We start from the raw sequence: 19,799 nt of genomic DNA on the forward strand, positions 1-19,799 counted from the left end.
TGAATAGATATTCAGGGAATAAAGTTAATACGTGATAGAGTAGTTCTAAAATGGATATGGAAGATAAAAGATCCAATTCGAGTGGTAGAAACAATTCAACTAACCGGCGAACGTTTGTTGGAATGACGACTGGAAGTATACTGGGTCTCGCTCTTACAGGAAGTGCTGGAGCTCACCAGAGTAACGAATCTAACTACAAGGGAGAAAAAAAGAAGAAAACTAGTGCCGAAAAAGCCGAAAAGTACCGTGGCTCAAATGGACATGTGATGGAGGTAACACCAGAAAACTCAATGAGCGATAAGGAGGTGTCCGAAGCAATTGATGAAATTAGCGAAAAGCATGGTGAAAGAGCGGCTCTGGCAACATTCCCCGACCGAGCACCAAGTAGATTAAACAAAGATAACCAGACAGTGAGTACGATGATGGGTGACGGTGGTCTCACAGAGGGCGTAACAAGAGTCGACAGTTGGGATCACTCTTACGTTGTAGAGAATAGTATCAACCAGAACATATCCGAGACTAACCATTTTATCACACTATTCAAAACAGACGAGACTGATAGTGATGGTAACACAGTCTACCTCTGGAGAGGATACAATTATTCTGACGCCAAGAATGATCTAGCTGGGAAATACGCAACAAAATCAATGACTGCAAAGGTTCAGTTCAGAGATGATAATATGGAATTTGTGCAGTACGAACCCGATACAAAAGAAGAGTTCGGTAGTTCGGGGGATAGTATATCTTTGAACCTCGGATTCGCAGAAATTGGATCTGATTTCGGTGGCGGAAGCAGCGGCTATCAACAGCCATCCCCATCAAAAATTGAGGATGGATATGGAGAAGAACCACCGTCCAAGTATGAGGATGAATGGAATCCAGATCACAGTGGTGCTCAATTTGGATACGAAGTTGGTGATTGTATTACTGGACTAGCTACAGGTAGTTTCATTCTGGACACCCGCTCTTCAGGTCCAAGGTCGTTCTGGTGGAAAACACATGTAGATGTAGGGCTTGCTTCAATTTGTTCCATAACGTAATTTTATATTTATAGCATGTTTTTCTAGACAAGATCGCACAGGTGTTATTTTTAAATTGTTATGCTAAAATATAGCTGAGAACAACCGATACATTCATGTAGTTTCAGATAGTATTTCTCACTATGAACCATAGAGATCAGGTCAGTAATCTGCAACTCCTTGCTCTTACTATTTTCGGGATAGTGGGTTTTGGCGCTAGTATCTTGTACGGGTTTGTTGGGAGATGGATCCTTGTAATAGCCTTTCTAATCGTTCTATACTTGCTATATCGTCTTGTTATTGCTGTCGAACATATATCAAATTGAGTTTTCTAAGTCAGTGAAATTTTATTCATATAATTGTATACCAATCAAACCGTATTTCGAGAGCTGCAATACATATTTAATTATGGTATTATCAGAATTTTATTTCATTCAATACCGAATGTAAAGCAACCATCCGGTGGCTGCTCTGACAATAAGAAACCAACAACGTAGTACCTTTACAAACAAACTCAACTAGCCAGTTTCTAGGGGAATTAGGAGAGGTACCGACAAGTATTGAGAACACACATGTTTATAATATGGCTAATTCGAAATAGAGGCTACAATAGTCGATTTCAATTATCTAACTGGTACTCTTTTCATCAACTGCGTTCCATCGGTCCGAGAACGCCGTCCCGCACGTGCACTGGGCGTAGGCGTGGACGACAGCTCCCTCGGCGTAGATGCCGCCAACCTCCTCGTTCTGTGCTTCGGCGAACGCGAAGACGAACTGGACCGCGTGGTCTTCATCGTCCGACGCGTCCGGGCAGTGACCGTCGGTCAGGTCGCCCTCGATTTCCCCTTCGTTGCTCATCGCGGACTTGGCGAACTCCATCGCACCGGTTCCCGTCGCCGCCTGAAAGGCGCTCCGGCCGCGCTCGCCGTCGACTACGATCAGAATGCCATCGTCGACGCGGTCCCCGAACCGCTCGAGTCGCTCGTCCGAAACGTAAGAGTCCGCCAGAAACAACGCAACGTCCTCGAGGCGGTCGCCCGCCAGAAACTCCTCGCGTGGGTTACTCATGGCCACGGATTCACGCTCGACGTGGAAAAAGGGCGGTATTCGCGTCGCTCCGTTCGGGACCGACACACGACCCACAGTCAGCCGCCCGATTACGGGTGTTTCGGCGGTTGACGTTTGTCGTTTCCGTTCCGATCTATTAATTTATGAGAGCGGGCGACCGTTCGTTTCCCTGCCGCTTAATACGTCTCAGTGATACGGACTCAGTAGTCGTATCGCTGTCCCGCACTCGCTCCACCGTTGGTCGACCACAGCCGGCGGCCGAGGACGCCCATCTCACGACCCCCACCAGTGATCGTCAATGTATGACAACAGCCGCGCCGTCGAATCCGTGCTCGACGAACTCACGAGGAGCATACTCACGGACAGTCAGTCGGACCCGTCCGATCCCGCCTTCGAGTCGACCGAGGACGAACCGAAAGACATCGAACGGCACCTCGACGAACTCGTAGAGCAGGTCCACGGAGCGTTCCCGGCCGACGACGTCCAGTTCGACGAGGCCATGATCAGGGACAATCTGGAGGAACTCCTCCTGTTGCTCATCGCGCTCCACGGGGAGACCCACGGCAAAGCGCTTATCTCGGCGTTGACCTCCCTCTTCGAGACGCAACTCAGTCCGGGGACCGTCTATCCGACCCTCCACGAGTTAGAGGACGCGGACGTGCTTTCGATGCACGCCAAAGTTCGAACCAAGGAGTACTCGATCGCAGACGAGGCGTACGTGCGTGCGACCGTCGAGCAGACGATGGTCCAACACCTCGCCTTCGGGCTCTTGCTGTACGCCGTCCTCCCGCGTCTGTAACCCCGATCACGAAGTCGCGACGCGTCGCTCGAGCGCGGGACGGCGGCGTTCGACGCCACTGCGCGGATCGAACCCGGATTACTCGTCTTCGAGGCTGTCCGCGATCTCGCTCAGGCTCTCGGTTGGCGGCTCGCGTGCATCGTAGTAGGTCGTCTCGCCGGGCGAGCGGAGGCCATAGAGGAACTCGGGTTCGACGACATCGATCAGGACCGAGCCGCCCGCCGGAACGTCGTGGTCTGTGGTCCACTCGGTGAGCCGGTCGGTCCCGCCGCTGGGGTCTCGAGCCAGGTCCGGTGTGTCGTAGACGCCCGGAATCGATAAGTCGTCGCCGGTCAACGCCCGTTCGACTCGCGCGAACAGTTCCTCGCCGTCAAGGACGACTCGGACGACCTCGTCGGTCGGGAACGCCTCGCGGTCGTCGGCTGGCACCTCGAGTTTGACGCCCGTCGCCGTCTCCGTACACGTCGACCGGACCGTCTGGACTGAGGGATGGTCGCTCGCAACTCTGTCAGTCATTGAAAACGAATGAATACGGGCGGCGACTTACTCGTCGTCGCCGTCGTCGCCGAGCAGTTCGTCGACGTCGGTACTGCCGCGGTCGACAATCGAGGCGTTGATCTGGGCGACGGCGTCGGACACTTCGCGGCCGCGGACGGTGATCCGGCGGCGCTCGCCGTCACGGGACGGTTTGTAACCGGTCTGCTCGTCTGTCATCATGACTTCCTTCAGGTTCGGCCCCGCAACCTCGTCGGTGAGCGGGCGGCCGGCCTCGTCGGAGCCGCCGGTGATCTCGAGCGTGTAGCCGTCGAGCCCGACGGCACCGCCGTCGACTTCCTCGCCGATCGACTTGCCGATAAAGCGGTTCGCGTCCTGTTCCTCGGCCTCGAGCTGGTGGGCTAACCCGGACTCCGGGTCGCCGACAACGACAGTGAAACTTGCCATGCCCGACGGAAGACGGCCGTCGGTCAAAAGATCATCGATCGGTACCGACCTTTTTTCCGTTCGGGTTCACTGCGTTCACCGCTCACGCAAAAATCTCGACCAAAAAAGGCCGCTCGCTCCTTGCAGTCGCTCACGGTGGGAAGGGGTGAGCGCCTGCCCTTCCCCGGGTCGGACGGCTCTCGCAGCGCTCGAGACGTCCTCCCGGCCAGTAAGTACAGGCTCGGTTCGATTCAGGAGTCGGTGTGCTCGAACAGTCAAGTAGCTGCAACTCCTCCGTCGACACGTGTTCATCGACCCCGAGCGACTCGAGGTGCGCCTACGCGAGGAGTTCGGCGGGACGACGGCCCAATTGCGGGTCGTCGTCCGGCAGGCCGTCGATCTCGCGGACTCGGGTGCGTACGAATCGGACGTGGGGACCGCCCTGACAAACGAGATCGTCCTCGAGGAGTTGGCCGACGCTCCCGATGGGACCCCGCCGGACCGGTGGAACTGGTGGATCGGCTCGCTCGAACTCGCATACGGCGGCTACAACCGGTTCGATATTCAGCGCTATCAGAGATAGCGACCCGCAACGAAGGGCAACACCGATTGTCCTCCGGCCCGTAGACGACGCCGATGAGCGAACTGTCGCGACCCGTCTGGCCGGCGTACCCGCTGTCGGTCCTCGTCGCGGGCCTCGGTCACTGCTATCTCGGCCGGTGGAAGCGCGGCGGGATCTGGTTCCTCTGTTACGGCCTCGCGCTCGTGTTCCTGAGCGCGCGAACCGTTTCGGGTGCGCTCAGCCTCGAGGAGCCGTTCGTGGTAACCGCACTGCAGTTCGACGCCGTGAGCTACACCGACGTGGCCGTCCCGCTGACGATCCTCCTGGTCTGTCTGCTCGATGTCTATCTCATCGGGCTGGTCGAACGGACCACGCTCCCGCCGGCCGGCGGGGACGACCGTCGCTCGAACAGTTCCTGACGCTCCCGTGTCGGCGACGCCGGCTTCGAGTAGTGTGACCCCCCGCGTGGTTTTTGTACTTGTCGCCCGAACGACGAGTATGGGACGTCTCAGTTCCGTCCTGCTCAAAGGGCTCGGCGTGCTCCTCCTTGCGATCGTCGTGCTGAGCGTCGTCGGTACGATCGTCGGCATCGCCCTCTCGGTGATCGCCGCTGTCCTCTCGCTGGTCCTGACGCTTGCCGTCCTGTCGGTGGTCGTTTTGGCGGCCGTCGGACTGCTCTCGCTGTTCGGCTCGGACTCGAGCACCGGAAGCGGCTCGGATACCCCGGCCGAAAACCGCCCCGGTCCCGAAGAACGCGTTCGCTCCCGGTACGTCGACGGCGACCTCGACGACGAGGCATTCGAACGGGAACTCGAGCGAGTCCTCGATACCGAGGACCGATCGACCCGGCCGGGTGTCGACGGCTCGCGGACCCGTGACCCGGCGAGCGAACGGGAGCGACTTCGGGATCGGTGACGGGGCCCGGTCCGAGACGGACGCAACGGGCAGCGAAAGCGGAGCGCCGAACAAAACACGGTCATCCCCACGACGAGTGGACTGCTCGGAAACGAAGGGGCGCTGGTAGTAGCTAGGTAACATCGGCGATTGTTTATAAATGAGTCACTCTATTCTGGTCTAGCCCAAAATATAATAGATCCCCATCTCGTACTCCAGCACGGGTTGCATATCATGGACTCGTGGACTGACGGGGTCAGTACCAGAGACCGCGTCCGAAAGATCGCGCTCTCGCTCACCCGACCTCGGTCGGTTAACTGGATCAAGAACGAAGCCGACGTCGCGTCGTGGGATACCACGAAGGACGAACTCGAGCGACTCGTCGAGTACGGGCAGATCAAGCGCATCGAAGACGACAGCGGGAGCGAGACGCAGTATCGGTACGGTCCCGACTATCGGCGGCGCTATCTCGACCGCGTGGAAGAACTCGCGGCCGAACACACCAAAGACGAACTACGGAACGAGGTCGCGGCAATCCAAGAGCAAATCGAAGCGTGGCAGGACAGTTACGACGTGGATTCCCTGAGCGAACTGGAGACCTCGGTGACGGACGCCGACCTGTCGAGTGACGAGATTCGCAAGCGAAACGCAGTCATCCGCCGGTGGGAGCGGTCCCGGGAGACGAAACGCCTCGTCGACCACGCGCTCTCCCTGTACGACGACCTCGAAAGCGTCACCGGCCCCGAATCCGGCTCTCGGCCAAGCGAGGCGGCACAGTAACCGATGGCGTCGCTGTTCGTCTTTCTCGCTCACCGAAGTCTGCTCGACCAGCACACCGCTCACGGTGAGATCCAAACGTGGCTGTGCAACCAGGGCGGGTGCCGCGATGTCCGGTACGCGCCGAGTTCCATCCGGCGATACGAGGTTTGTGCGACGATCGATCCCGAGATACTGCTGGGAGAGCCGTCTCACTCAGAGACGGCGGAACTTCGCGTCGAGTTCGAGTTCCCTGACGATACCGAACACGATTACTACGAAATTCAGTGGATCGACGGGGAACGGAACTACTCGTTCGGATGGCACCAGGACGAAACTCATCCCGATCTCGGGAAGTGTCACTTCCAACTCGACCATCGTGACGAAACGGTCGCCCGAAAACCGGCCGTGTTCCACGACAGCCATCCGGTGACCGTCCTCGAGCAACGGCTCTCGCTCGTCCCGTCGATTCTCGAGTTGGTGGCGTGGGAGAACGACCGTCCGAGGCTCTCTCGGTGGCCGCCTGACGACGTGTGACGCTATTTCAGGCTGACAAACGAGATCGTCTCGTTCAGAACCACTACTTCCGAATTATAGTAGACTGAAATGAGTTACACGCTGGTCACAACGCTGTCGGGCAATCAGGTGTACAATGGCTTTCAGTTGCTACGATAGCCGATTCCGGCGTTGAGTATCGTTGGACTCTTCGAGAGCCGCCGAACGCCGGCTCTGCGAGGGCTCGCCGCTCGGCATATCTTCGACTTCCTGGGAACACTGGTACTTCACGTCGCTCCGCCAGTAGTCATCGTCTGTGCCGAAGAACCAGAGGTGTCCTTGATCGAGCCCCATCGCCGCATTAATCGTCGTCTGGAACGCCTCGAGTGTGGAGTCCGAGCCGACAACGATATCTCGCCACAGCGATGTCGAGTCAGAATCGAGTTTGACGCGGAAGCGGTAGGCTGTCATTCTCGTTTCGTTCTCCCGTGACCGACGATAGCGAACGTTCGGCCTCTGAACGAGGTGGGGTGATTCGACGTTGTCAAACGGAACGAGCGACTACCAGTCGCTAATGGATATTCGGTTTCTGGGCGGTGCGGGAGAAGTCGGTCGGAGCGCGATCCTGGTAAACGATCGCCTCCTGCTCGACTACGGGATGAAATCGGGGAATCCGACGCAGTTCCCTGAAGACGCCGCTCCCGACGCGGTCGTGGTAAGTCACGGTCATCTCGACCACGTCGGCGCGATCCCGTCGCTGCTGAGCGGCAGCACCCAACCGCCGATCCACTGGACGCCGCCGACGCGCGAGTTGGCGCTGACGCTCGCGCGAGACACGCTGAAGTTACACGGTGGCACGATACAGTGTCCGTTTACCGAGACGGACGTCCAGCGCGTTACGCAGGTTTCGGAGACTCATGGCTACCGCGAGACGTTCGAGACCGCCGGTCACGAGGTGACCTTGTTCGACGCGGGCCACATTCCCGGATCGGCGCACATACTCGTCGACGATGGGGAGACCAGACTGCTCTACACCGGGGACTTCCACACGGTGGACCAACGACTGGTCTCCAAGACGACCGTCCATCCGGACGCCGACGTGGTGATCTGTGAGAGCACCTATTCCGACGTCGAACACGAAAACCGATCGACGGTCGAAGACCGGTTCGTCGAGAGCGTCGAGACGACGCTGTGGGAGGGCGGGACCGTCGTGATCCCCGCGTTCGCCATCGGTCGCACGCAGGAGATGTTGCTCATCTGTGAGCAACACGATATCCCCTGCTACGTGGACGGGATGGGAAAACGAATCACGAAGCTACTGCTGCAGCATCCCGAGTTCGTCCGCGACGCGGACGCGCTTCAGCGGGCGGCATCTCACGCCCGGTTCGTGACGGGCCGCGACGGCCAGCGCAAGCGCATCGCCGAGCAGAACACTGCAGTCGTCACGACGAGCGGGATGCTCCACGGCGGCCCCGCGATGACCTACGTCCCCGCCGTCCGCTCGCACCCGACCAACAAGATCGCCATGACCGGCTACCAAGTCGAGGGGACCCCTGGCCGGGACCTGCTCGAGACGGGGAGCGCCGAGATCGATGGCCGAATGCTGCCGGTCAGCGCGCAGGTCGAGCAGTACGATTTCTCCGCGCACGCGGACCGCGACGGGATCCGGACGTTTCTCGCGGCCTACGAGGACGCGCGAATCCTCGTCAATCACGGCGACCGCTGCGAGGCATTCGCCGCGGAGCTTCGCGACGACGGCGTCGACGCCACCGCGCCGGCACTCGGCGACCGCCTCGAGTGGTGACAAGCGGGCGCGTCGGCCAACGTGACTGAACACCGACAGAAACGGCGGGTCCGCGACCGTACTCGAGACGGGAAGAGTGACCGACCGGCTGTCGCTCAGTTCTCCTCGCCGGACTCGCCCACCGTCGACACATCCGCGCCGGGCGGTCGAGTACGATTCCGGCTCTCGTCCGGAGTCGCGTCCCCGTCACCGACCGCGTCCGCTTCGGACCCAGCCTCGGAAATCGAGTCCGGGCGGTCACCGGTGCCGTTGTCGCCGACCGCCGCCGACGGCGGTCGCGGCGGTTCGAAGACGGCCACGAAGTCGTCGCGGCGAACGGCGTACACTGCCCGGTCCGGGTCGAAGACGATCGCGGTGTCGACATCGATGCCGTACGCGGCCAGCGCCGCCAGGGAATCCACGTGTGCGTGGGGTCCCTCGAGCGCCGCGTCGGGAAGCGGCAGGACCGTGACGACCTCGTCGAACTGCTCGCGGTCGTCGCGGTACGCGAGCCACTCGCGGTCGGCCGCCGTCGGTCCGGGGAACCGACGCGAGGCGACCGCGATCGCACCGAGGCCGCCGAGTCCGGCCGCGACGAGCAGCGGTCCGCCGAGGGATCGCATGGGGCCAGCAGCGGGGGACGCGGATACGGTTTCGTACTCCTCGTAGGATTCGTTGTACGCGTCGCTCGCTTCGTCCTTGAGCCGATAGGTCCCGTCCTCGACGCTGATCGGGACCGTGTAGTCGTCCGCGACCGACCGCTCCGCGCCGTCGATCGTGCCATCGATCTCTCGCTCGAGGACGAGGCGGAGTTCCGTCTTCCCGGGACTCGCTCCGAGGTCGGATTCGATCCGGTCGATTCGTGCCGTGACGGCGGAGACGTTGACGTCGAACGCCGCGGTGACGGACTCGCCCGGCTGGACGGCCGTTTCGTTCGTCGCCGCGAGCGGTTCGCGCTCGCGCCAGTACACGGTCCCGTTGTCGGGGTCGACCGACCGATACACCAACTCGACCGTCAGGGAGACGCTAACGTCCGCAGCGCCGTCGGCCGCGTAGCCCCCGACGAACGTCCCGTTGACCGTCGGACTGACGGCCGAGTAGTACAGCGGTTCGTTCTCGAGTCGCGTCCCCGCCGGATAGACCGCAGTCGGTTCGGTGACGGAGGCACCGTGAGAGACGGCCCCCGTGGCGGTCCAAGTCGTCTCGACCCGACGGGTCGTTTCCGCCTCTCCGGTCGGGGCTGCGTAGGCACCGTAACTCATCCACGCGCCCACGGCGAGTAGGCAAATCAGGACGACGACGGCCGGCGTTCGATACGTCGCGAGCAGGACGCGGAGCCGCACCCGACGCTCCGCGTCCGCCCTCGTTCGTCGCTCCGTCGCGTCGTCGGTTTCGGTCGATCGGAAACACATAGTTCGTGCTCTGATACAGGGTCTCAGTACAACCGCCGGACGAACGATCGCGCCCCCGTACAGCGACTGCGGACCGCCGCCCGTTTCGAGCGGACGTCACCCGGGCCGATGAGCCATCGACTCAGCAGATACGTCCCACCTCCGAGCAGCGAGACGATCGTCGCGAACGGGAGCCACGGGTGGCACTCGTAGAGCGCGTCGATGACTGGCGCTGGCAGGACGCATAGATAGCGATACTCGGTGACGTACGTCGGGTAGTGGCCCGTCTCGTCGGGGGCCGTGATCGAAACCGCAACCGTCGTCTCCCCACGGGGCCCGACCGTCGCCCGTTCGGGCTCGAGGTGGACGTTCTCGTCGCCGGACTCGACGTAGGACCGCGTCGGGACGACCCCGCCGTTGGAAATCGAATAGGGGACGTCGTCGGTCGTCCCTCGCTCGATCACCAGCGGGCGGTCCGACTCGAACTCCGCGCTGATAACGTCGTAGGACTGGGTACCGGCCGGGACGAGCATCGCTGCGGCGGCGGCGAGACCGACCAGAAGCGCGAACCCCGCCGCAAGCAACCGGGGATCGATCCAGCCGTCTCCGGTCCCGCGCTCGTCGCCGGTCGTTCTCGACTCGAGGGAAGGGGACCGCCGTTCACGAACCGTTTCGACGGCGTAGAGGACGATCGAGAACCCGAGGATCGGCAGCGCGAACTCCGACGCGTCACCGGACTCGCTGACGCCGAGTCGGGCTCCGACGCGCTCGAACGTCTCACCTGCCGTCATCACGGTCGTCCCCAGCAGCGGAAGCGTCACGACCTCGCCGTTCACTCGCCAGCCCTCGGCGACGATCTGGGCGTCCCGGACGTGGGGCTCGCCGCTGTCCTGATCGGTAAACGGGTTCGCGTCCCCGCGCGTAACGTAGCCCTGTGAGGTCTCCTCGACGACTCGATGAGTCGTGAGACCGCCGCCCTGGATTTTCGTCGCTTCGAAGACGATGATATCGCCCGGCTTGGGATCGTCGGTCAGTTCGCTTGGGATCGCCACGAATCCGTCGCCGGTGTCGATCGTCGGCTCCATGCTCCCCGTTTCGACGAATCCCAGCAGAACCGGCTGCCCGACGACGAGAGCACCGAGGGTAACCAGTACGATGCCCCCGACCCCTCGTGTCACCTCTCGTCGAATCATGCCTCACATAGTGCAGCAATAGTATACTACTTATACATTTGTGATAGTTAACACGTTAGGCGGGGGAAACCGTGGCTCCCGCGGCTCGAGGCTGCTGCCGTTCGGGTCCGAATCGGGCCCTCGTCCCCGTCCATCGATGACTCGAGGTGGGACTGCCCGTGGTCGCGTCCGGAGGAGCGAACCTTACATTGCCTCGGCCCTCACGATCGCGTCCGCATCGAAGTTCTCAACGGCCGACTCTCCGGTCTCGATCCTGAGGCCGATCACTTGCGCGGTGCCCGTTCCGAGGGTAATGGGATCGTCGTAAAGCAGGCTATCGACATCGGTCCCGGGGTAGAACTGGACGGTGAGTCCGCTTGCAGTCGGGTCGAAGTCGCCGTCGGCCAACTTACCGATCGACACCGCGACCTCCTGGGAGCCCTGGTTCTCGATCCGGAACACCTCGTCGAACTCGTAGACCGAATTCGGTCCGACGCCGTCGCCGTTGTCCGCCGTTCCGGTCGCGTCGTTGATGTCGATCGAAAGTTCGTTGTTGGCACTGCTGTCCTGGTTGACGAACGTCGCATTCGCCGCCTGCGTCGGACTGAGTGCGAGGTATGCCTGATCGTCGTCGGCGACGGTGACCCCGACCGATCGATCGGCTTCGGCGCTCGTGAACGCACCCGTCCCGAGCGCGACGCCGCTGGTGGCGACCGCGCCGAATCCGGCCAACAGCCGTCTCCGATTCATACTCGACGACCTCATCAGGCCTCCGCGCCGATCGTCAGCGTTCCCGAGAGATTCGACGTGCCGGCGTTGATGGCGAAGTCCACGTTGACCGACTTGCCGACCCCGAGTTCGTAGGTGTCATCACTATCGCCGTCGTCCTCCGCGAGCGCGACGGTGATACCGTCCGAACTCGGTGCCGAGAGACTCCCCGGCAACTGCGCACTCAGGTCACCCGACCCGCTCAGACTGACCTCCACGGGTTGAGTCCCCTGATTCGTGATCGTGAACACGTCCTCGGCGACGGTGTCCGCGTTCGGATTCACACCGTTGCCGCCGTTGCTGGAGTCGACGAAGTCGACGGCGTACTCGTCGCCGGACGTGTCGAAGTACATATCGTTCGCCTCCCCCGAGTTGTCCAGTCCGAGGTACGCGTTGGCGTCCTCGGTGACCTGCACGTCGACCTGTCGGTCGGCCTCGACGCTCGAGAACGCGCCGGTTCCGATAACTGCGGCTGTGCCCGATGCCAGTGCTCCCATTCCGATGACGAATTTGCGTCGTTGCATTGGTGAATTCTCCGTTGTCGTGTGGCCTGCGTCCGACCGCTCGTCACCTACGCCGCGACTCGTCGCGTCTGATCCCCGCCGCGGGGATCACGGATCGGGGATGGCTGACAAGGGATATTGTAATACGTTCGTGTCCGAAATCTCAACCGCTCCTTCGGCGGATTCAACCGTCTGCTGACCAGTTCGGAACGATTGGCTATGCCCGGTTGACCCGCCCGAAGCGAAACGCAACGTCGTATGCCCTGCGGCCCGGTGTCCGTCGGTTCGGAGTCAACGGGTCACTGACCGAGCGATCAGTGCGGTATTGGGATCGTTGACTCCCGGGTCCGGCCGTCCCTGCAGCCTCGAGAGCTGGTCTATCGACGGTTGACGCGTCGGTATGCCAGGGTTTCGTCTCACGATACCGGTCGGAACACGAGAAAGGAGTCAATAAAATCGGGGTTTTCGAACCGATCACGGACAACCACTTATTTACGTCCTAACACTTTTACCGGGGAATGTAGTACGTCGATCCGAAATGGGGGCGACTCAGATCGAACCGTCCGGGGACGCTGACGCGTCGCAGCCGGACCCGGACCCCGAATCAGACGAGATGGGGGTGAACGCCTCGGCAGCCGCCGACTCGCTCACCGAGGACGAACTCTTTACCATCCTCTCGAACCGACGACGGCGGTACATTCTCCACGAGTTGATGCGAGCGGACGAACGGCTCGATATCGGCACCCTCTCGCAGGAAATCGCCGCCTGTGAGGACGACATCGAACTCACGGAGGTCTCGAGCAGCGACCGCAAACGGGTGTACACGGCGCTTCGCCAGTCGCATCTCCCGAAGATGGACGAGGCCGGCGTCGTCGATTTCGACCGCGATCGGGGAACGGTCGAACCGACCCCCGCCCTCGAGGACGTCGAAATTTACATGGACATCGTCCGCGGGCGCGAGATTCCCTGGAGCGACTACTATCTCGGATTGGTGGCGCTTTCCGGCCTCTTATTTGCGGTCGTGTCGATCGGACCCGGCCCGTTCGCGTCGCTCTCGCCGTCAGCGTGGGGCCTGTTCGTCGTCGTCTCCTTCGGCGTCTCCGCGGTCGCCCACCGCTACTACGCGCGACGCACCCGCCTCGGAATCGGCGACGACCCGTCGGCCGTGGCCCTTGAGTACCGGAACGAAACGGACCCGGACGGCTGATGGCGCGTCGACCGGTCGGCGCGACCTCGAGACCGCACTCGCCATCGGCAGCGCCCCCGCCAGCGAACCCACTGGACACGAACGGCCCATGAAACGAACGCGACGCGCTGCGCTGGCCCTGATCGCCGGTTCGAGTAGCGTCCTCGCCGTCGAAACGGCCGGGTTCTCGAGCGCGGACGCTGACCGTGACGTTCGCGTCGCCCCCGCCAGTGACGCAACCGGCTATCTCGGACTGACTGAGGATGGGGTCGAGGACGACGGCGTGCTGTTCGGAGGAGGCCCGCGCCACCCGCCAGTCCGGTTCGATCTCAGCAACCAGTGTCCGGCGTCGCTCACCGTCGCGCTTACCGTCGACCCGTTTCGGCTTCAGTCGGCCGACGGGGAGTCGATCGACGGCACCCGGTTCGTCATCGACGGCGGGACCGGAGGATTAGGGCCGGGCGAGCGGGTCGACGCCGTGACGATCGGGGTCCCGCCGGACTCGGTCGACAGCGGGGAGACGATCACCGGACTGGTCGCGATCGATGCGAGAGGAGACGACATCCGCATCGAAGCCGAGCGCGAACTCACGATCGCGGTCCCCGACACGGGGTCGAGACAGCAACGCTCGGGTACGACTGGGCAGTCGGGGTCAGTGCCGGCATCGAACTCGAGCGAGTCCTGACGAATGCCGGCCCGCCGGCGGCGAACACGGGTCCCCCAGCGGGGCGGCCGTCGAACTCGCCGGTGAGCGGAATCCGGCTCCCAGGAGAAACGCTGCCACCGGCAGCGACTACAGTTCGCCGATGATCTCGTCGGCGAATGTCGACAGCGCCGCCTCTCGGTCATCGTTTTGGAGTCCGATGATCGCGTGGTCGAGCCCGTAGTCCGCGAGCCGGGCGAAGTACGCCCGGAACCACTCGACGCCGGCGTGGAATCCGAGGTGGAGCGGCTCCGGTCCGGCCGTCGGATCGTCGGCTAACTCGACCCGGACAGCGATCGCGAACGGCTTCTCGCCGGCGACCTCGCGCCAGTCCACGAGGTAGTCCTCGAGCGTCCGTTCGGGCAGGTGATAGAACAGCCAGCCGTCGCCGTGCTCGGCGATCCACTCCCGGGACTGCCGGGCGTGACCGGTCGGGAGCAGCGGTAGCGTCTCCGTCGTCGGCGTTGGCACCACGTCGAGGTCGCCCTCGAGCCGTCCCCACTGGCCCTCGAGTTCGGGAAAGTCCTCGCGCCAGACGGCGCGAAGCGTCTCGACGGACTCGCGGAACAGGTGACCGCGCTCCTCGCGGTCGACATCGAAGGCGGGGTACTCGGGGTCGCGGTCGCCGGAGGCGACACCGAGGACGAGTCGTCCGTCCGAGAGGCGATCGACCGTCGCCGCGGATGTCGCGACGTGGAGGGGGTGGCGAAGCGTGAGCACGACGCTCGAGGTTCCCAGCGCGATGTCGTCGGTGTGGGCGGCGACGTGCGAGAGCCACGGCCACGTCTCGAACGTCTGACCGGCATCACCGAACGTCGGCCAGTAGGTCGGGACATCGCGGGCCCAGAGCCCGTCGAACCCGACCGACTCGGCGTGGTTCGCGAGGTGCAGTTCGTCTTCGATGGGCGGCGACGAACGGGTCGCTCCCGTGAGCGGAAAGCCGGCACCGAAGGTCAGACCGTCGCGCTCGAACAGGCGTCGATAGCCAGCGTTTTCGTGTCCACCGGCAGGCATTCGACTGTGCTATCGGCTGGACCGGCATGACGATGGCGTTGGCCAGCCACTGTTGCCGGTACCGCGGCGCTCGAGGTCGGGCGAATGGAGCCCGGCGCGCGGGCGCTCGCGAGAGCGTCGTCACTCCTCGGCGCTGAGAAAAAGGGAGAATCGAGAGCGTCGCCGGGTCCTCAGTCGTCGGCGGGTGTCGCGCCGCTGGCGCCTTCGGCCTGCTCTTTCGTCCAGGACAGCTTGCCACCGGCAGCGAGGATTGCGCGCTCGCGCTCGGAGGCGTCGAGCGTCGCCGTGTACTCGTCCTCGCCGTTGATGCGGACGGTGAACTCCTCCTGGCCGCTGGTAACGGCGTCGTAGACGTCGTCGACGATCTCGACATCGTCGCCCTGATCGATGTTCTCGTAGGTGTCCTCGTCGATCGTCAGCGGGACGATCCCGAAGTTGAAGAGGTTCGCGCGGTGGATGCGTGCGAAGCTCTGTGCGAGGACGCCCTCGATACCGAGGTACATCGGACACAGCGCGGCGTGTTCTCGCGAGGAACCCTGGCCGTAGTTCTCGCCGGCGACGAGGAAGCCGCCGTCGGCTTCGAGCGCGCGGTCGGCGAAGGTCTCGTCGACCCGGGAAAGGGTGAACTCGGAGAGCTTGGGGACGTTCGACCGGTACATCAGGATGTCTTGGGTCGCGGGGATGATGTGGTCGGTCGTGATGTTGTCCTCCATCTTCAAGAGCGCTTCACCCTGAATGTCCGTGCCGAGCTGGTCTTTCAGCGGCACGTCGCCGATGTTCGGGCCCTTGATGAGCTCGTCGTCAACGGCCTCGTCTGGACTGATGAGGTCCGTCTTGGAGCCGTCGTACTCGTCTGGGAGTTCGACGCCGGGGGCCTCGAGGTCGCCGAGTTCGTCGGCGAGGTCTCGCGGGTCGACGATTTCGCCCTTGATCGCGGCCGCGGCCGCGACCTCCGGCGAACAGAGGTAGACGTTGTCGTCTTCGATTCCCGAACGGCCCTCGAAGTTGCGGTTGAAGGTCCGCAGCGAAACCGAATCCGAGGAGGGGACGTGACCGATGCCGATACAGGCACCGCAGGTCGCCTCGGAGAAGTTGACGCCGGCGGCCATCATCTCCGAGACCCAGCCCTCGCGGGCGAGCATCTCGGAGGCCTGCTTGGAGCCGGGTGCGACGATCGTATCGGTCCTGTCTCTTATACACATCNCCTCGCGCCATCAGAGATGTGTATAAGAGACAGAGCCGCCGATGACCTGCTCGACGTCCTCGCCAGCGGCCTCGCTGACGGGCACGACCTTGTCCGGCATCGAGGGCTGTGCGATCAGCGGCTCGAGGTCGGAGAGGTCGACGACGATCTCGTCGTCGTAGTCGGCGTCGTCGTCGGGCTGGAGCTCGACGTACTCGTCGCCGCGGCCGACGCGCTGGAGGTAGTCTTCGGTCTGCTCGTCGGTCGGGAAGATCGACGTGGTCGCACCGAGTTCGGTGCCCATGTTGGTGATGGTCATTCGCTCGGGTGCGGTCAGGGTCTCGACGCCCGGACCGGTGTACTCGAGGATCTTGCCGACGCCGCCCTTGACCGAGAGGCGACGGAGGAGTTCGAGGATGACGTCCTTCGCGGTGGCCCACTCGGGGAGTTCGCCCTCGAGACGGACGTTGACGACTTCGGGCATCTCGATGTAGTACGGTGCGCCACCCATGGCGACGGTAACGTCGATCCCGCCGGCACCGATGGCGAGTTCGCCGAGGCCGCCGGGCGTGGGCGTGTGGCTGTCCGAACCCAGCAGCGTCTTGCCGGGGGCCGCGAAGTTCTCGCGGTGGACGTTGTGGCAGATACCGTTACCGGGTCGGGAGAAGTGAGCGCCGTATTTGCCGGCCGCAGAACGCAGGAAGCGGTGGTCGTCGGTGTTCTTGAAGTCGAACTGATAAGTCTGGTGGTCGCAGTACTGCGCCGCGATCTCGGTCTGGACCTCGTCCAGCCCCATCGCCTCGAACTGGAGCCAAACCATGGTCCCGGTCGTGTCCTGGGTAAGTACCTGGTCGATCTCGATCCCGATCTCCTCGCCGGTCTCGAGTTCGCCCTCGACGAGGTGGTCGTCGAGAATCTTCTCGGTGAGAGTCTGTCCCATAGCACTCTGAACTCGGCCGTCCGTCCTGATAAATCCAGCGTGTTTCTGTGAGCAACGACCGGCGTGTGGGGGGTTGAAACGTGGGGATTCGAGTAAGTATTGCCGGACGAGTGAACGAGCGTCGAGAACGTTCTACTAGCCCACCATATGACCCCAAAAACGGCCGCGCGCTCGGCTCGACCCGTCGCGTCCACGCCAACCGTGTTGCACGGTACCAAACCGAGTGGACGATTCGAACGGATACGTTTTTCTCGTCGCCGCGGCGTTGGGTGGACAGACAACGCATGTTCCGTTCCGGTGCCTTCGTCGCCGACCACGTCTCGCCGACGACCGACGCGCAGATCCAGCCAAACGGGGTGGATCTGACCGCCGACGTCGTCTTCGAGCAGTTGGAGCCGGGCCGTCTCGGCCGGGACGGCAAACAGATCGGCGACCGCGTCGCTCGCCCGCTCGAGGAACTCGAGGAGGCCGACCCCGACACCTACTACCTGCCGACGGGAGCCTACATCGTCCGCTACGGTGAACGGATCGCGATCCCCGAAGGGCATATCGGCTTCGTCTACCCGCGCTCGTCGCTCATGCGCAACTCCTGTATGCTCAATACGGCGGTGTGGGACGCGGGATATGAGGGGCGCGGCGAGGGACTGTTGCAGGTCCACCACGATATCGAACTCGAGCGCGGTGCCCGAATCGCCCAGCTGGTCTTCGCCGAGGCCGACCACGAAGGCGTCTACGACGGGCGTTACCAGGGCGAAAACGTCGAGTGAGAGTCCGCCTGCGCGTTCGAACCCCTGCCGGTTCGCGTACCGTTTTGCCGTTCGCTCGCGTTCCCTCGAGTGACACACGATGATGGCGACCACCCACGTGTTCGCGGGACTCGCGGTCGTCGCGCCGATCGCGTACGTCGTCCCCGAGTTCGCAGTCGCGCTCGCGGTGGGGGCGATCCTCGGCGGCCTCGCTCCCGATCTCGATCTCGTTTTCGTCCACCGGCGGACCTTCCACTTTCCCGTCGCAGGACTCGGGGTCGCCGTCCCGGCGGTCGGCGTCGCGGTCGTCGCTCCCTCGGCGCTCACGCTCGCGGTGGCTGCATTCGCCGTCGCGGCCTGGCTCCACGCCGCGAGCGATTCGATCGGCGGCGGCCCCGAACTGGACCCGTGGAACGAACGGACCGAGCGGGCGGTCTACGATCACGTCCGCGGGCGATGGCTTCGCCCCCGACGGTGGATTCGCTACGACGGCGCACCCGAGGACGCCGCCCTCGGACTCGCGCTCGCGGGGCCGGCGTTGCTCGTCTTCGATGGCCGACTCCCCGCCGTGATCGTCGGTGGAATCGGCGTCTCGCTGCTCTACGCGGTCTGCCGGCGTCGGCTGGTCGCGTGGACGCCCGACTGGCTCGAGTGAAGAGAGTGAGCGACGCGGGGGAGTGAAGAGAATGAGTGACGCAGGGAGCACGCTCGGACGACCGGCGACCACATCTCGCGCACGGACGTGACAGCGTTGCAGACTGTCCCTTGGCCGGAAGTCGGAACCCTGATACGCCCGCTAACCGACCGGCCCCGTATGGTCGACGTGCTCGCCGCCAGAACGGCACACCTGGTCTTCGCCGCCCTCTGGGCTGGCAGTGTCTGTTTCGTCGCCGCCGTCGTCGTTCCGCTCGCACGCGACGGCGCGTTCAACAGGACGCAGCCGCTCGAGGTCATCTCGGGGAAACTGACGAGTATTTCGCGGGTGAGCTCGCTCGTTCTCCTTCTCACGGGGGGCCATCTGGCAGGGAACGGCTACACGTTCGAAGGACTTATCGAGACAACCAACGGCCGACTGGTGCTCACGATGGTCGCGCTCTGGCTGCTTCTGACGGCGCTCGTCGAGATCGGCGTGAAACGGTTCCAAACCGGCCTCACCGGCAAAAAGATCCGTGAACCGGCCCGGGACGCGCTTCCGGTGTTCCGCGCGGCGGCCCTCGCCGCGATCGCCTTGCTGGTCGTCGCGGGCCTGCTCTCGGCCAACGTCGCTCGCCTACTCTGATCGCCGCTCCCGGCGGTTCGGTTCCATCGTCCGACACGTCAGTGCCGAACATTCTTGCGAAAGATACTTAGCCGGTTACTGTAACGTACTCGCTAATGATCAGGGGTAAAGACATCGCCCTGTCGGTCCTCGCGGTGGGGACGGCCGCCGTGGCCGGCTACGTCCTGCACTCGGAGCGGTCGGCGAGCCACACGTCGCGATCGAAAGCGGACCTCGGTGCGCGAGTCGTCGGGCCCGACGACATCCCGGACGACGCGACGATCGTCGACGCGTCCGCACAACGACTTGGCGAGATCCCCGGCGCGCGGCGGGCGCTCGACCGGGCGATCCGCAACGGCGCACGCGAGGAATGGGAACACATCACGCTCGAGCGTGACGGTGCCTGGTCCGTCGTCGACCGCATCCGCCAGACGCTGCCCTACTACGACGCCGACGACGGCGAGTACAACGGCGTCTACGTCCGATACAACGATCGCATTCTCGTTCTCGATGCGATCGGCTGGGCGCGACTCGAGGAACCGATCGCGTAGGCGTTTCGCCGATTGTCGGTCTCTTTCACGTCGATCGCGGCCCCCGACCGCCGCGGAACCGCAATCACTACCACACCGGACGGCCGA

Annotated in this window: 23 protein-coding genes and 2 pseudogenes; 14 read left to right on the forward strand and 11 right to left on the reverse strand. The window is 62.9% G+C overall.

Features of this window, described 5'->3' with window-relative positions; translation table 11 throughout:
• Nucleotides 1–56: 56 nt before the first annotated feature.
• Entirely contained in the window at nt 57–1,040 is a 984-nt protein-coding gene (locus C486_RS20945) for a hypothetical protein (protein ID WP_152419140.1), read from the forward strand.
• 606 nt (nt 1,041–1,646) lie between these two features.
• Here C486_RS20945 and C486_RS08085 read toward each other — a convergent pair.
• Nucleotides 1,647–2,087 (reverse strand): DUF5807 family protein, encoded by a 441-nt coding sequence (locus C486_RS08085; protein ID WP_008454982.1) that lies wholly within the window; start codon nt 2,085–2,087, stop codon nt 1,647–1,649.
• Between the two features lie 298 nt (nt 2,088–2,385).
• Between C486_RS08085 and C486_RS08090 the strand changes: the two genes are divergently transcribed.
• Nucleotides 2,386–2,886 carry a helix-turn-helix transcriptional regulator gene (locus C486_RS08090; protein ID WP_008454984.1) on the forward strand — a complete coding sequence of 167 codons (501 nt, stop codon included), beginning with the start codon at nt 2,386–2,388 and terminating at the stop codon, nt 2,884–2,886.
• Between the two features lie 78 nt (nt 2,887–2,964).
• On the opposite strand, the gene C486_RS08095 is transcribed toward C486_RS08090, so the two are convergent.
• Both C486_RS08095 and C486_RS08100 read right to left on the reverse strand, forming a co-directional pair.
• Nucleotides 2,965–3,402 carry a DUF7112 family protein gene (locus tag C486_RS08095; protein ID WP_008454986.1) on the reverse strand — a complete coding sequence of 146 codons (438 nt, stop codon included), beginning with the start codon at nt 3,400–3,402 and terminating at the stop codon, nt 2,965–2,967.
• A 27-nt stretch (nt 3,403–3,429) separates the two neighbouring features.
• On the reverse strand, nt 3,430–3,828 hold the full coding sequence (locus C486_RS08100) for a 30S ribosomal protein S6e (RefSeq protein WP_008454988.1): 399 nt from the start codon (nt 3,826–3,828) through the stop codon (nt 3,430–3,432).
• A 283-nt stretch (nt 3,829–4,111) separates the two neighbouring features.
• Between C486_RS08100 and C486_RS08105 the strand changes: the two genes are divergently transcribed.
• The 5 genes from C486_RS08105 (at nt 4,112) to C486_RS08125 (ending at nt 6,556) form a co-directional block, all read left to right on the forward strand.
• The gene (locus C486_RS08105) at nt 4,112–4,390 is read left to right on the forward strand and encodes a hypothetical protein (RefSeq protein WP_008454990.1); all 279 of its coding nucleotides are present in this window, start codon (nt 4,112–4,114) and stop codon (nt 4,388–4,390) included.
• A 53-nt stretch (nt 4,391–4,443) separates the two neighbouring features.
• Entirely contained in the window at nt 4,444–4,788 is a 345-nt protein-coding gene (locus C486_RS08110; RefSeq protein ID WP_008454992.1) for a hypothetical protein, read from the forward strand.
• 79 nt (nt 4,789–4,867) lie between these two features.
• The gene (locus C486_RS08115) at nt 4,868–5,284 is read left to right on the forward strand and encodes a hypothetical protein (protein WP_008454994.1); all 417 of its coding nucleotides are present in this window, start codon (nt 4,868–4,870) and stop codon (nt 5,282–5,284) included.
• A gap of 213 nt (nt 5,285–5,497) precedes the next feature.
• Complete coding sequence (locus C486_RS08120) at nt 5,498–6,043, forward strand: DUF7342 family protein (RefSeq protein ID WP_008454995.1); 546 nt, start codon at nt 5,498–5,500, stop codon at nt 6,041–6,043.
• Nucleotides 6,044–6,046: 3 nt separating this feature from the next.
• The gene (locus C486_RS08125) at nt 6,047–6,556 is read left to right on the forward strand and encodes a hypothetical protein (protein ID WP_008454997.1); all 510 of its coding nucleotides are present in this window, start codon (nt 6,047–6,049) and stop codon (nt 6,554–6,556) included.
• Nucleotides 6,557–6,685: 129 nt separating this feature from the next.
• On the opposite strand, the gene C486_RS08130 is transcribed toward C486_RS08125, so the two are convergent.
• Nucleotides 6,686–6,985 (reverse strand): IS1096 element passenger TnpR family protein, encoded by a 300-nt coding sequence (locus C486_RS08130; RefSeq protein WP_008454999.1) that lies wholly within the window; start codon nt 6,983–6,985, stop codon nt 6,686–6,688.
• Between the two features lie 103 nt (nt 6,986–7,088).
• Here C486_RS08130 and C486_RS08135 point away from each other — a divergent pair, with 103 nt between their 5' ends.
• The gene (locus C486_RS08135; protein ID WP_008455000.1) at nt 7,089–8,318 is read left to right on the forward strand and encodes an MBL fold metallo-hydrolase; all 1,230 of its coding nucleotides are present in this window, start codon (nt 7,089–7,091) and stop codon (nt 8,316–8,318) included.
• 95 nt (nt 8,319–8,413) lie between these two features.
• On the opposite strand, the gene C486_RS08140 is transcribed toward C486_RS08135, so the two are convergent.
• The 4 genes from C486_RS08140 to C486_RS08155 all read right to left on the reverse strand — a co-directional run bounded on the left by C486_RS08140 (nt 8,414) and on the right by C486_RS08155 (nt 12,152).
• Nucleotides 8,414–9,709: a DUF5305 domain-containing protein gene (locus C486_RS08140; protein WP_008455003.1), complete on the reverse strand. Its 1,296-nt coding sequence runs from the start codon at nt 9,707–9,709 to the stop codon at nt 8,414–8,416.
• Nucleotides 9,710–9,732: 23 nt separating this feature from the next.
• Complete coding sequence (locus C486_RS08145) at nt 9,733–10,881, reverse strand: signal peptidase I (RefSeq protein ID WP_169316574.1); 1,149 nt, start codon at nt 10,879–10,881, stop codon at nt 9,733–9,735.
• Nucleotides 10,882–11,064: 183 nt separating this feature from the next.
• Nucleotides 11,065–11,610, reverse strand: coding sequence for a DUF1102 domain-containing protein (locus C486_RS08150; protein WP_008455007.1), 546 nt, complete (start codon nt 11,608–11,610; stop codon nt 11,065–11,067).
• A 14-nt stretch (nt 11,611–11,624) separates the two neighbouring features.
• Nucleotides 11,625–12,152: a hypothetical protein gene (locus C486_RS08155; RefSeq protein WP_008455008.1), complete on the reverse strand. Its 528-nt coding sequence runs from the start codon at nt 12,150–12,152 to the stop codon at nt 11,625–11,627.
• 517 nt (nt 12,153–12,669) lie between these two features.
• Between C486_RS08155 and C486_RS08160 the strand changes: the two genes are divergently transcribed.
• Both C486_RS08160 and C486_RS08165 read left to right on the forward strand, forming a co-directional pair.
• Nucleotides 12,670–13,338 (forward strand): DUF7344 domain-containing protein, encoded by a 669-nt coding sequence (locus tag C486_RS08160; RefSeq protein ID WP_008455010.1) that lies wholly within the window; start codon nt 12,670–12,672, stop codon nt 13,336–13,338.
• The gene (locus tag C486_RS08165; RefSeq protein WP_008455012.1) at nt 13,304–14,002 is read left to right on the forward strand and encodes a hypothetical protein; all 699 of its coding nucleotides are present in this window, start codon (nt 13,304–13,306) and stop codon (nt 14,000–14,002) included. The genes C486_RS08160 and C486_RS08165 overlap by 35 nt, the downstream gene beginning before the upstream one ends.
• Before the next feature lie 108 nt (nt 14,003–14,110).
• Here the strand turns inward: C486_RS08165 and C486_RS08170 are convergent, their stop codons facing one another.
• From C486_RS08170 to C486_RS22800, 3 genes and pseudogenes are all read right to left on the reverse strand, one after another.
• On the reverse strand, nt 14,111–15,034 hold the full coding sequence (locus C486_RS08170) for a TIGR03571 family LLM class oxidoreductase (protein WP_008455014.1): 924 nt from the start codon (nt 15,032–15,034) through the stop codon (nt 14,111–14,113).
• A 170-nt stretch (nt 15,035–15,204) separates the two neighbouring features.
• Nucleotides 15,205–16,218 (reverse strand): annotated as a pseudogene (locus C486_RS22795) (aconitase family protein); the annotation flags it as partial.
• Between the two features lie 51 nt (nt 16,219–16,269).
• Nucleotides 16,270–17,157: pseudogene (locus C486_RS22800) on the reverse strand (aconitase family protein); the annotation flags it as partial.
• A 284-nt stretch (nt 17,158–17,441) separates the two neighbouring features.
• On the opposite strand from C486_RS22800, the gene C486_RS08180 reads away from it, so the two are divergent.
• The 4 genes from C486_RS08180 (at nt 17,442) to C486_RS08195 (ending at nt 19,712) form a co-directional block, all read left to right on the forward strand.
• Nucleotides 17,442–17,924, forward strand: coding sequence for a deoxyuridine 5'-triphosphate nucleotidohydrolase (locus C486_RS08180; protein ID WP_008455016.1), 483 nt, complete (start codon nt 17,442–17,444; stop codon nt 17,922–17,924).
• Nucleotides 17,925–18,003: 79 nt separating this feature from the next.
• Nucleotides 18,004–18,558: a hypothetical protein gene (locus tag C486_RS08185; RefSeq protein WP_049910285.1), complete on the forward strand. Its 555-nt coding sequence runs from the start codon at nt 18,004–18,006 to the stop codon at nt 18,556–18,558.
• A 159-nt stretch (nt 18,559–18,717) separates the two neighbouring features.
• Entirely contained in the window at nt 18,718–19,182 is a 465-nt protein-coding gene (locus C486_RS08190) for a hypothetical protein (protein WP_008455019.1), read from the forward strand.
• A gap of 95 nt (nt 19,183–19,277) precedes the next feature.
• Nucleotides 19,278–19,712, forward strand: a complete 435-nt coding sequence (locus C486_RS08195; RefSeq protein WP_008455021.1) for a hypothetical protein — start codon at nt 19,278–19,280, stop codon at nt 19,710–19,712.
• Nucleotides 19,713–19,799: the final 87 nt, after the last annotated feature.

The organism is Natrinema gari JCM 14663, assembly GCF_000337175.1.
Lineage (GTDB): Archaea > Halobacteriota > Halobacteria > Halobacteriales > Natrialbaceae > Natrinema > Natrinema gari.

Bases quoted from the DNA above. Each gene is read 5' to 3' on its own strand.
- C486_RS20945 (WP_152419140.1), top strand. From the start codon at position 57: ATGGAAGATAAAAGATCCAATTCGAGTGGTAGAAACAATTCAACTAAC.
- C486_RS08085 (WP_008454982.1), bottom strand. From the start codon at position 2,087: ATGAGTAACCCACGCGAGGAGTTTCTGGCGGGCGACCGCCTCGAGGAC.
- C486_RS08090 (WP_008454984.1), top strand. From the start codon at position 2,386: ATGTATGACAACAGCCGCGCCGTCGAATCCGTGCTCGACGAACTCACG.
- C486_RS08095 (WP_008454986.1), bottom strand. From the start codon at position 3,402: ATGACTGACAGAGTTGCGAGCGACCATCCCTCAGTCCAGACGGTCCGG.
- C486_RS08100 (WP_008454988.1), bottom strand. From the start codon at position 3,828: ATGGCAAGTTTCACTGTCGTTGTCGGCGACCCGGAGTCCGGGTTAGCC.
- C486_RS08110 (WP_008454992.1), top strand. From the start codon at position 4,444: ATGAGCGAACTGTCGCGACCCGTCTGGCCGGCGTACCCGCTGTCGGTC.
- C486_RS08115 (WP_008454994.1), top strand. From the start codon at position 4,868: ATGGGACGTCTCAGTTCCGTCCTGCTCAAAGGGCTCGGCGTGCTCCTC.
- C486_RS08120 (WP_008454995.1), top strand. From the start codon at position 5,498: ATGGACTCGTGGACTGACGGGGTCAGTACCAGAGACCGCGTCCGAAAG.
- C486_RS08125 (WP_008454997.1), top strand. From the start codon at position 6,047: ATGGCGTCGCTGTTCGTCTTTCTCGCTCACCGAAGTCTGCTCGACCAG.
- C486_RS08130 (WP_008454999.1), bottom strand. From the start codon at position 6,985: ATGACAGCCTACCGCTTCCGCGTCAAACTCGATTCTGACTCGACATCG.
- C486_RS08135 (WP_008455000.1), top strand. From the start codon at position 7,089: ATGGATATTCGGTTTCTGGGCGGTGCGGGAGAAGTCGGTCGGAGCGCG.
- C486_RS08140 (WP_008455003.1), bottom strand. From the start codon at position 9,709: ATGTGTTTCCGATCGACCGAAACCGACGACGCGACGGAGCGACGAACG.
- C486_RS08145 (WP_169316574.1), bottom strand. From the start codon at position 10,881: ATGATTCGACGAGAGGTGACACGAGGGGTCGGGGGCATCGTACTGGTT.
- C486_RS08150 (WP_008455007.1), bottom strand. From the start codon at position 11,610: ATGAATCGGAGACGGCTGTTGGCCGGATTCGGCGCGGTCGCCACCAGC.
- C486_RS08155 (WP_008455008.1), bottom strand. From the start codon at position 12,152: ATGCAACGACGCAAATTCGTCATCGGAATGGGAGCACTGGCATCGGGC.
- C486_RS08160 (WP_008455010.1), top strand. From the start codon at position 12,670: ATGGGGGCGACTCAGATCGAACCGTCCGGGGACGCTGACGCGTCGCAG.
- C486_RS08170 (WP_008455014.1), bottom strand. From the start codon at position 15,034: ATGCCTGCCGGTGGACACGAAAACGCTGGCTATCGACGCCTGTTCGAG.
- C486_RS08180 (WP_008455016.1), top strand. From the start codon at position 17,442: ATGTTCCGTTCCGGTGCCTTCGTCGCCGACCACGTCTCGCCGACGACC.
- C486_RS08185 (WP_049910285.1), top strand. From the start codon at position 18,004: ATGATGGCGACCACCCACGTGTTCGCGGGACTCGCGGTCGTCGCGCCG.
- C486_RS08190 (WP_008455019.1), top strand. From the start codon at position 18,718: ATGGTCGACGTGCTCGCCGCCAGAACGGCACACCTGGTCTTCGCCGCC.
- C486_RS08195 (WP_008455021.1), top strand. From the start codon at position 19,278: ATGATCAGGGGTAAAGACATCGCCCTGTCGGTCCTCGCGGTGGGGACG.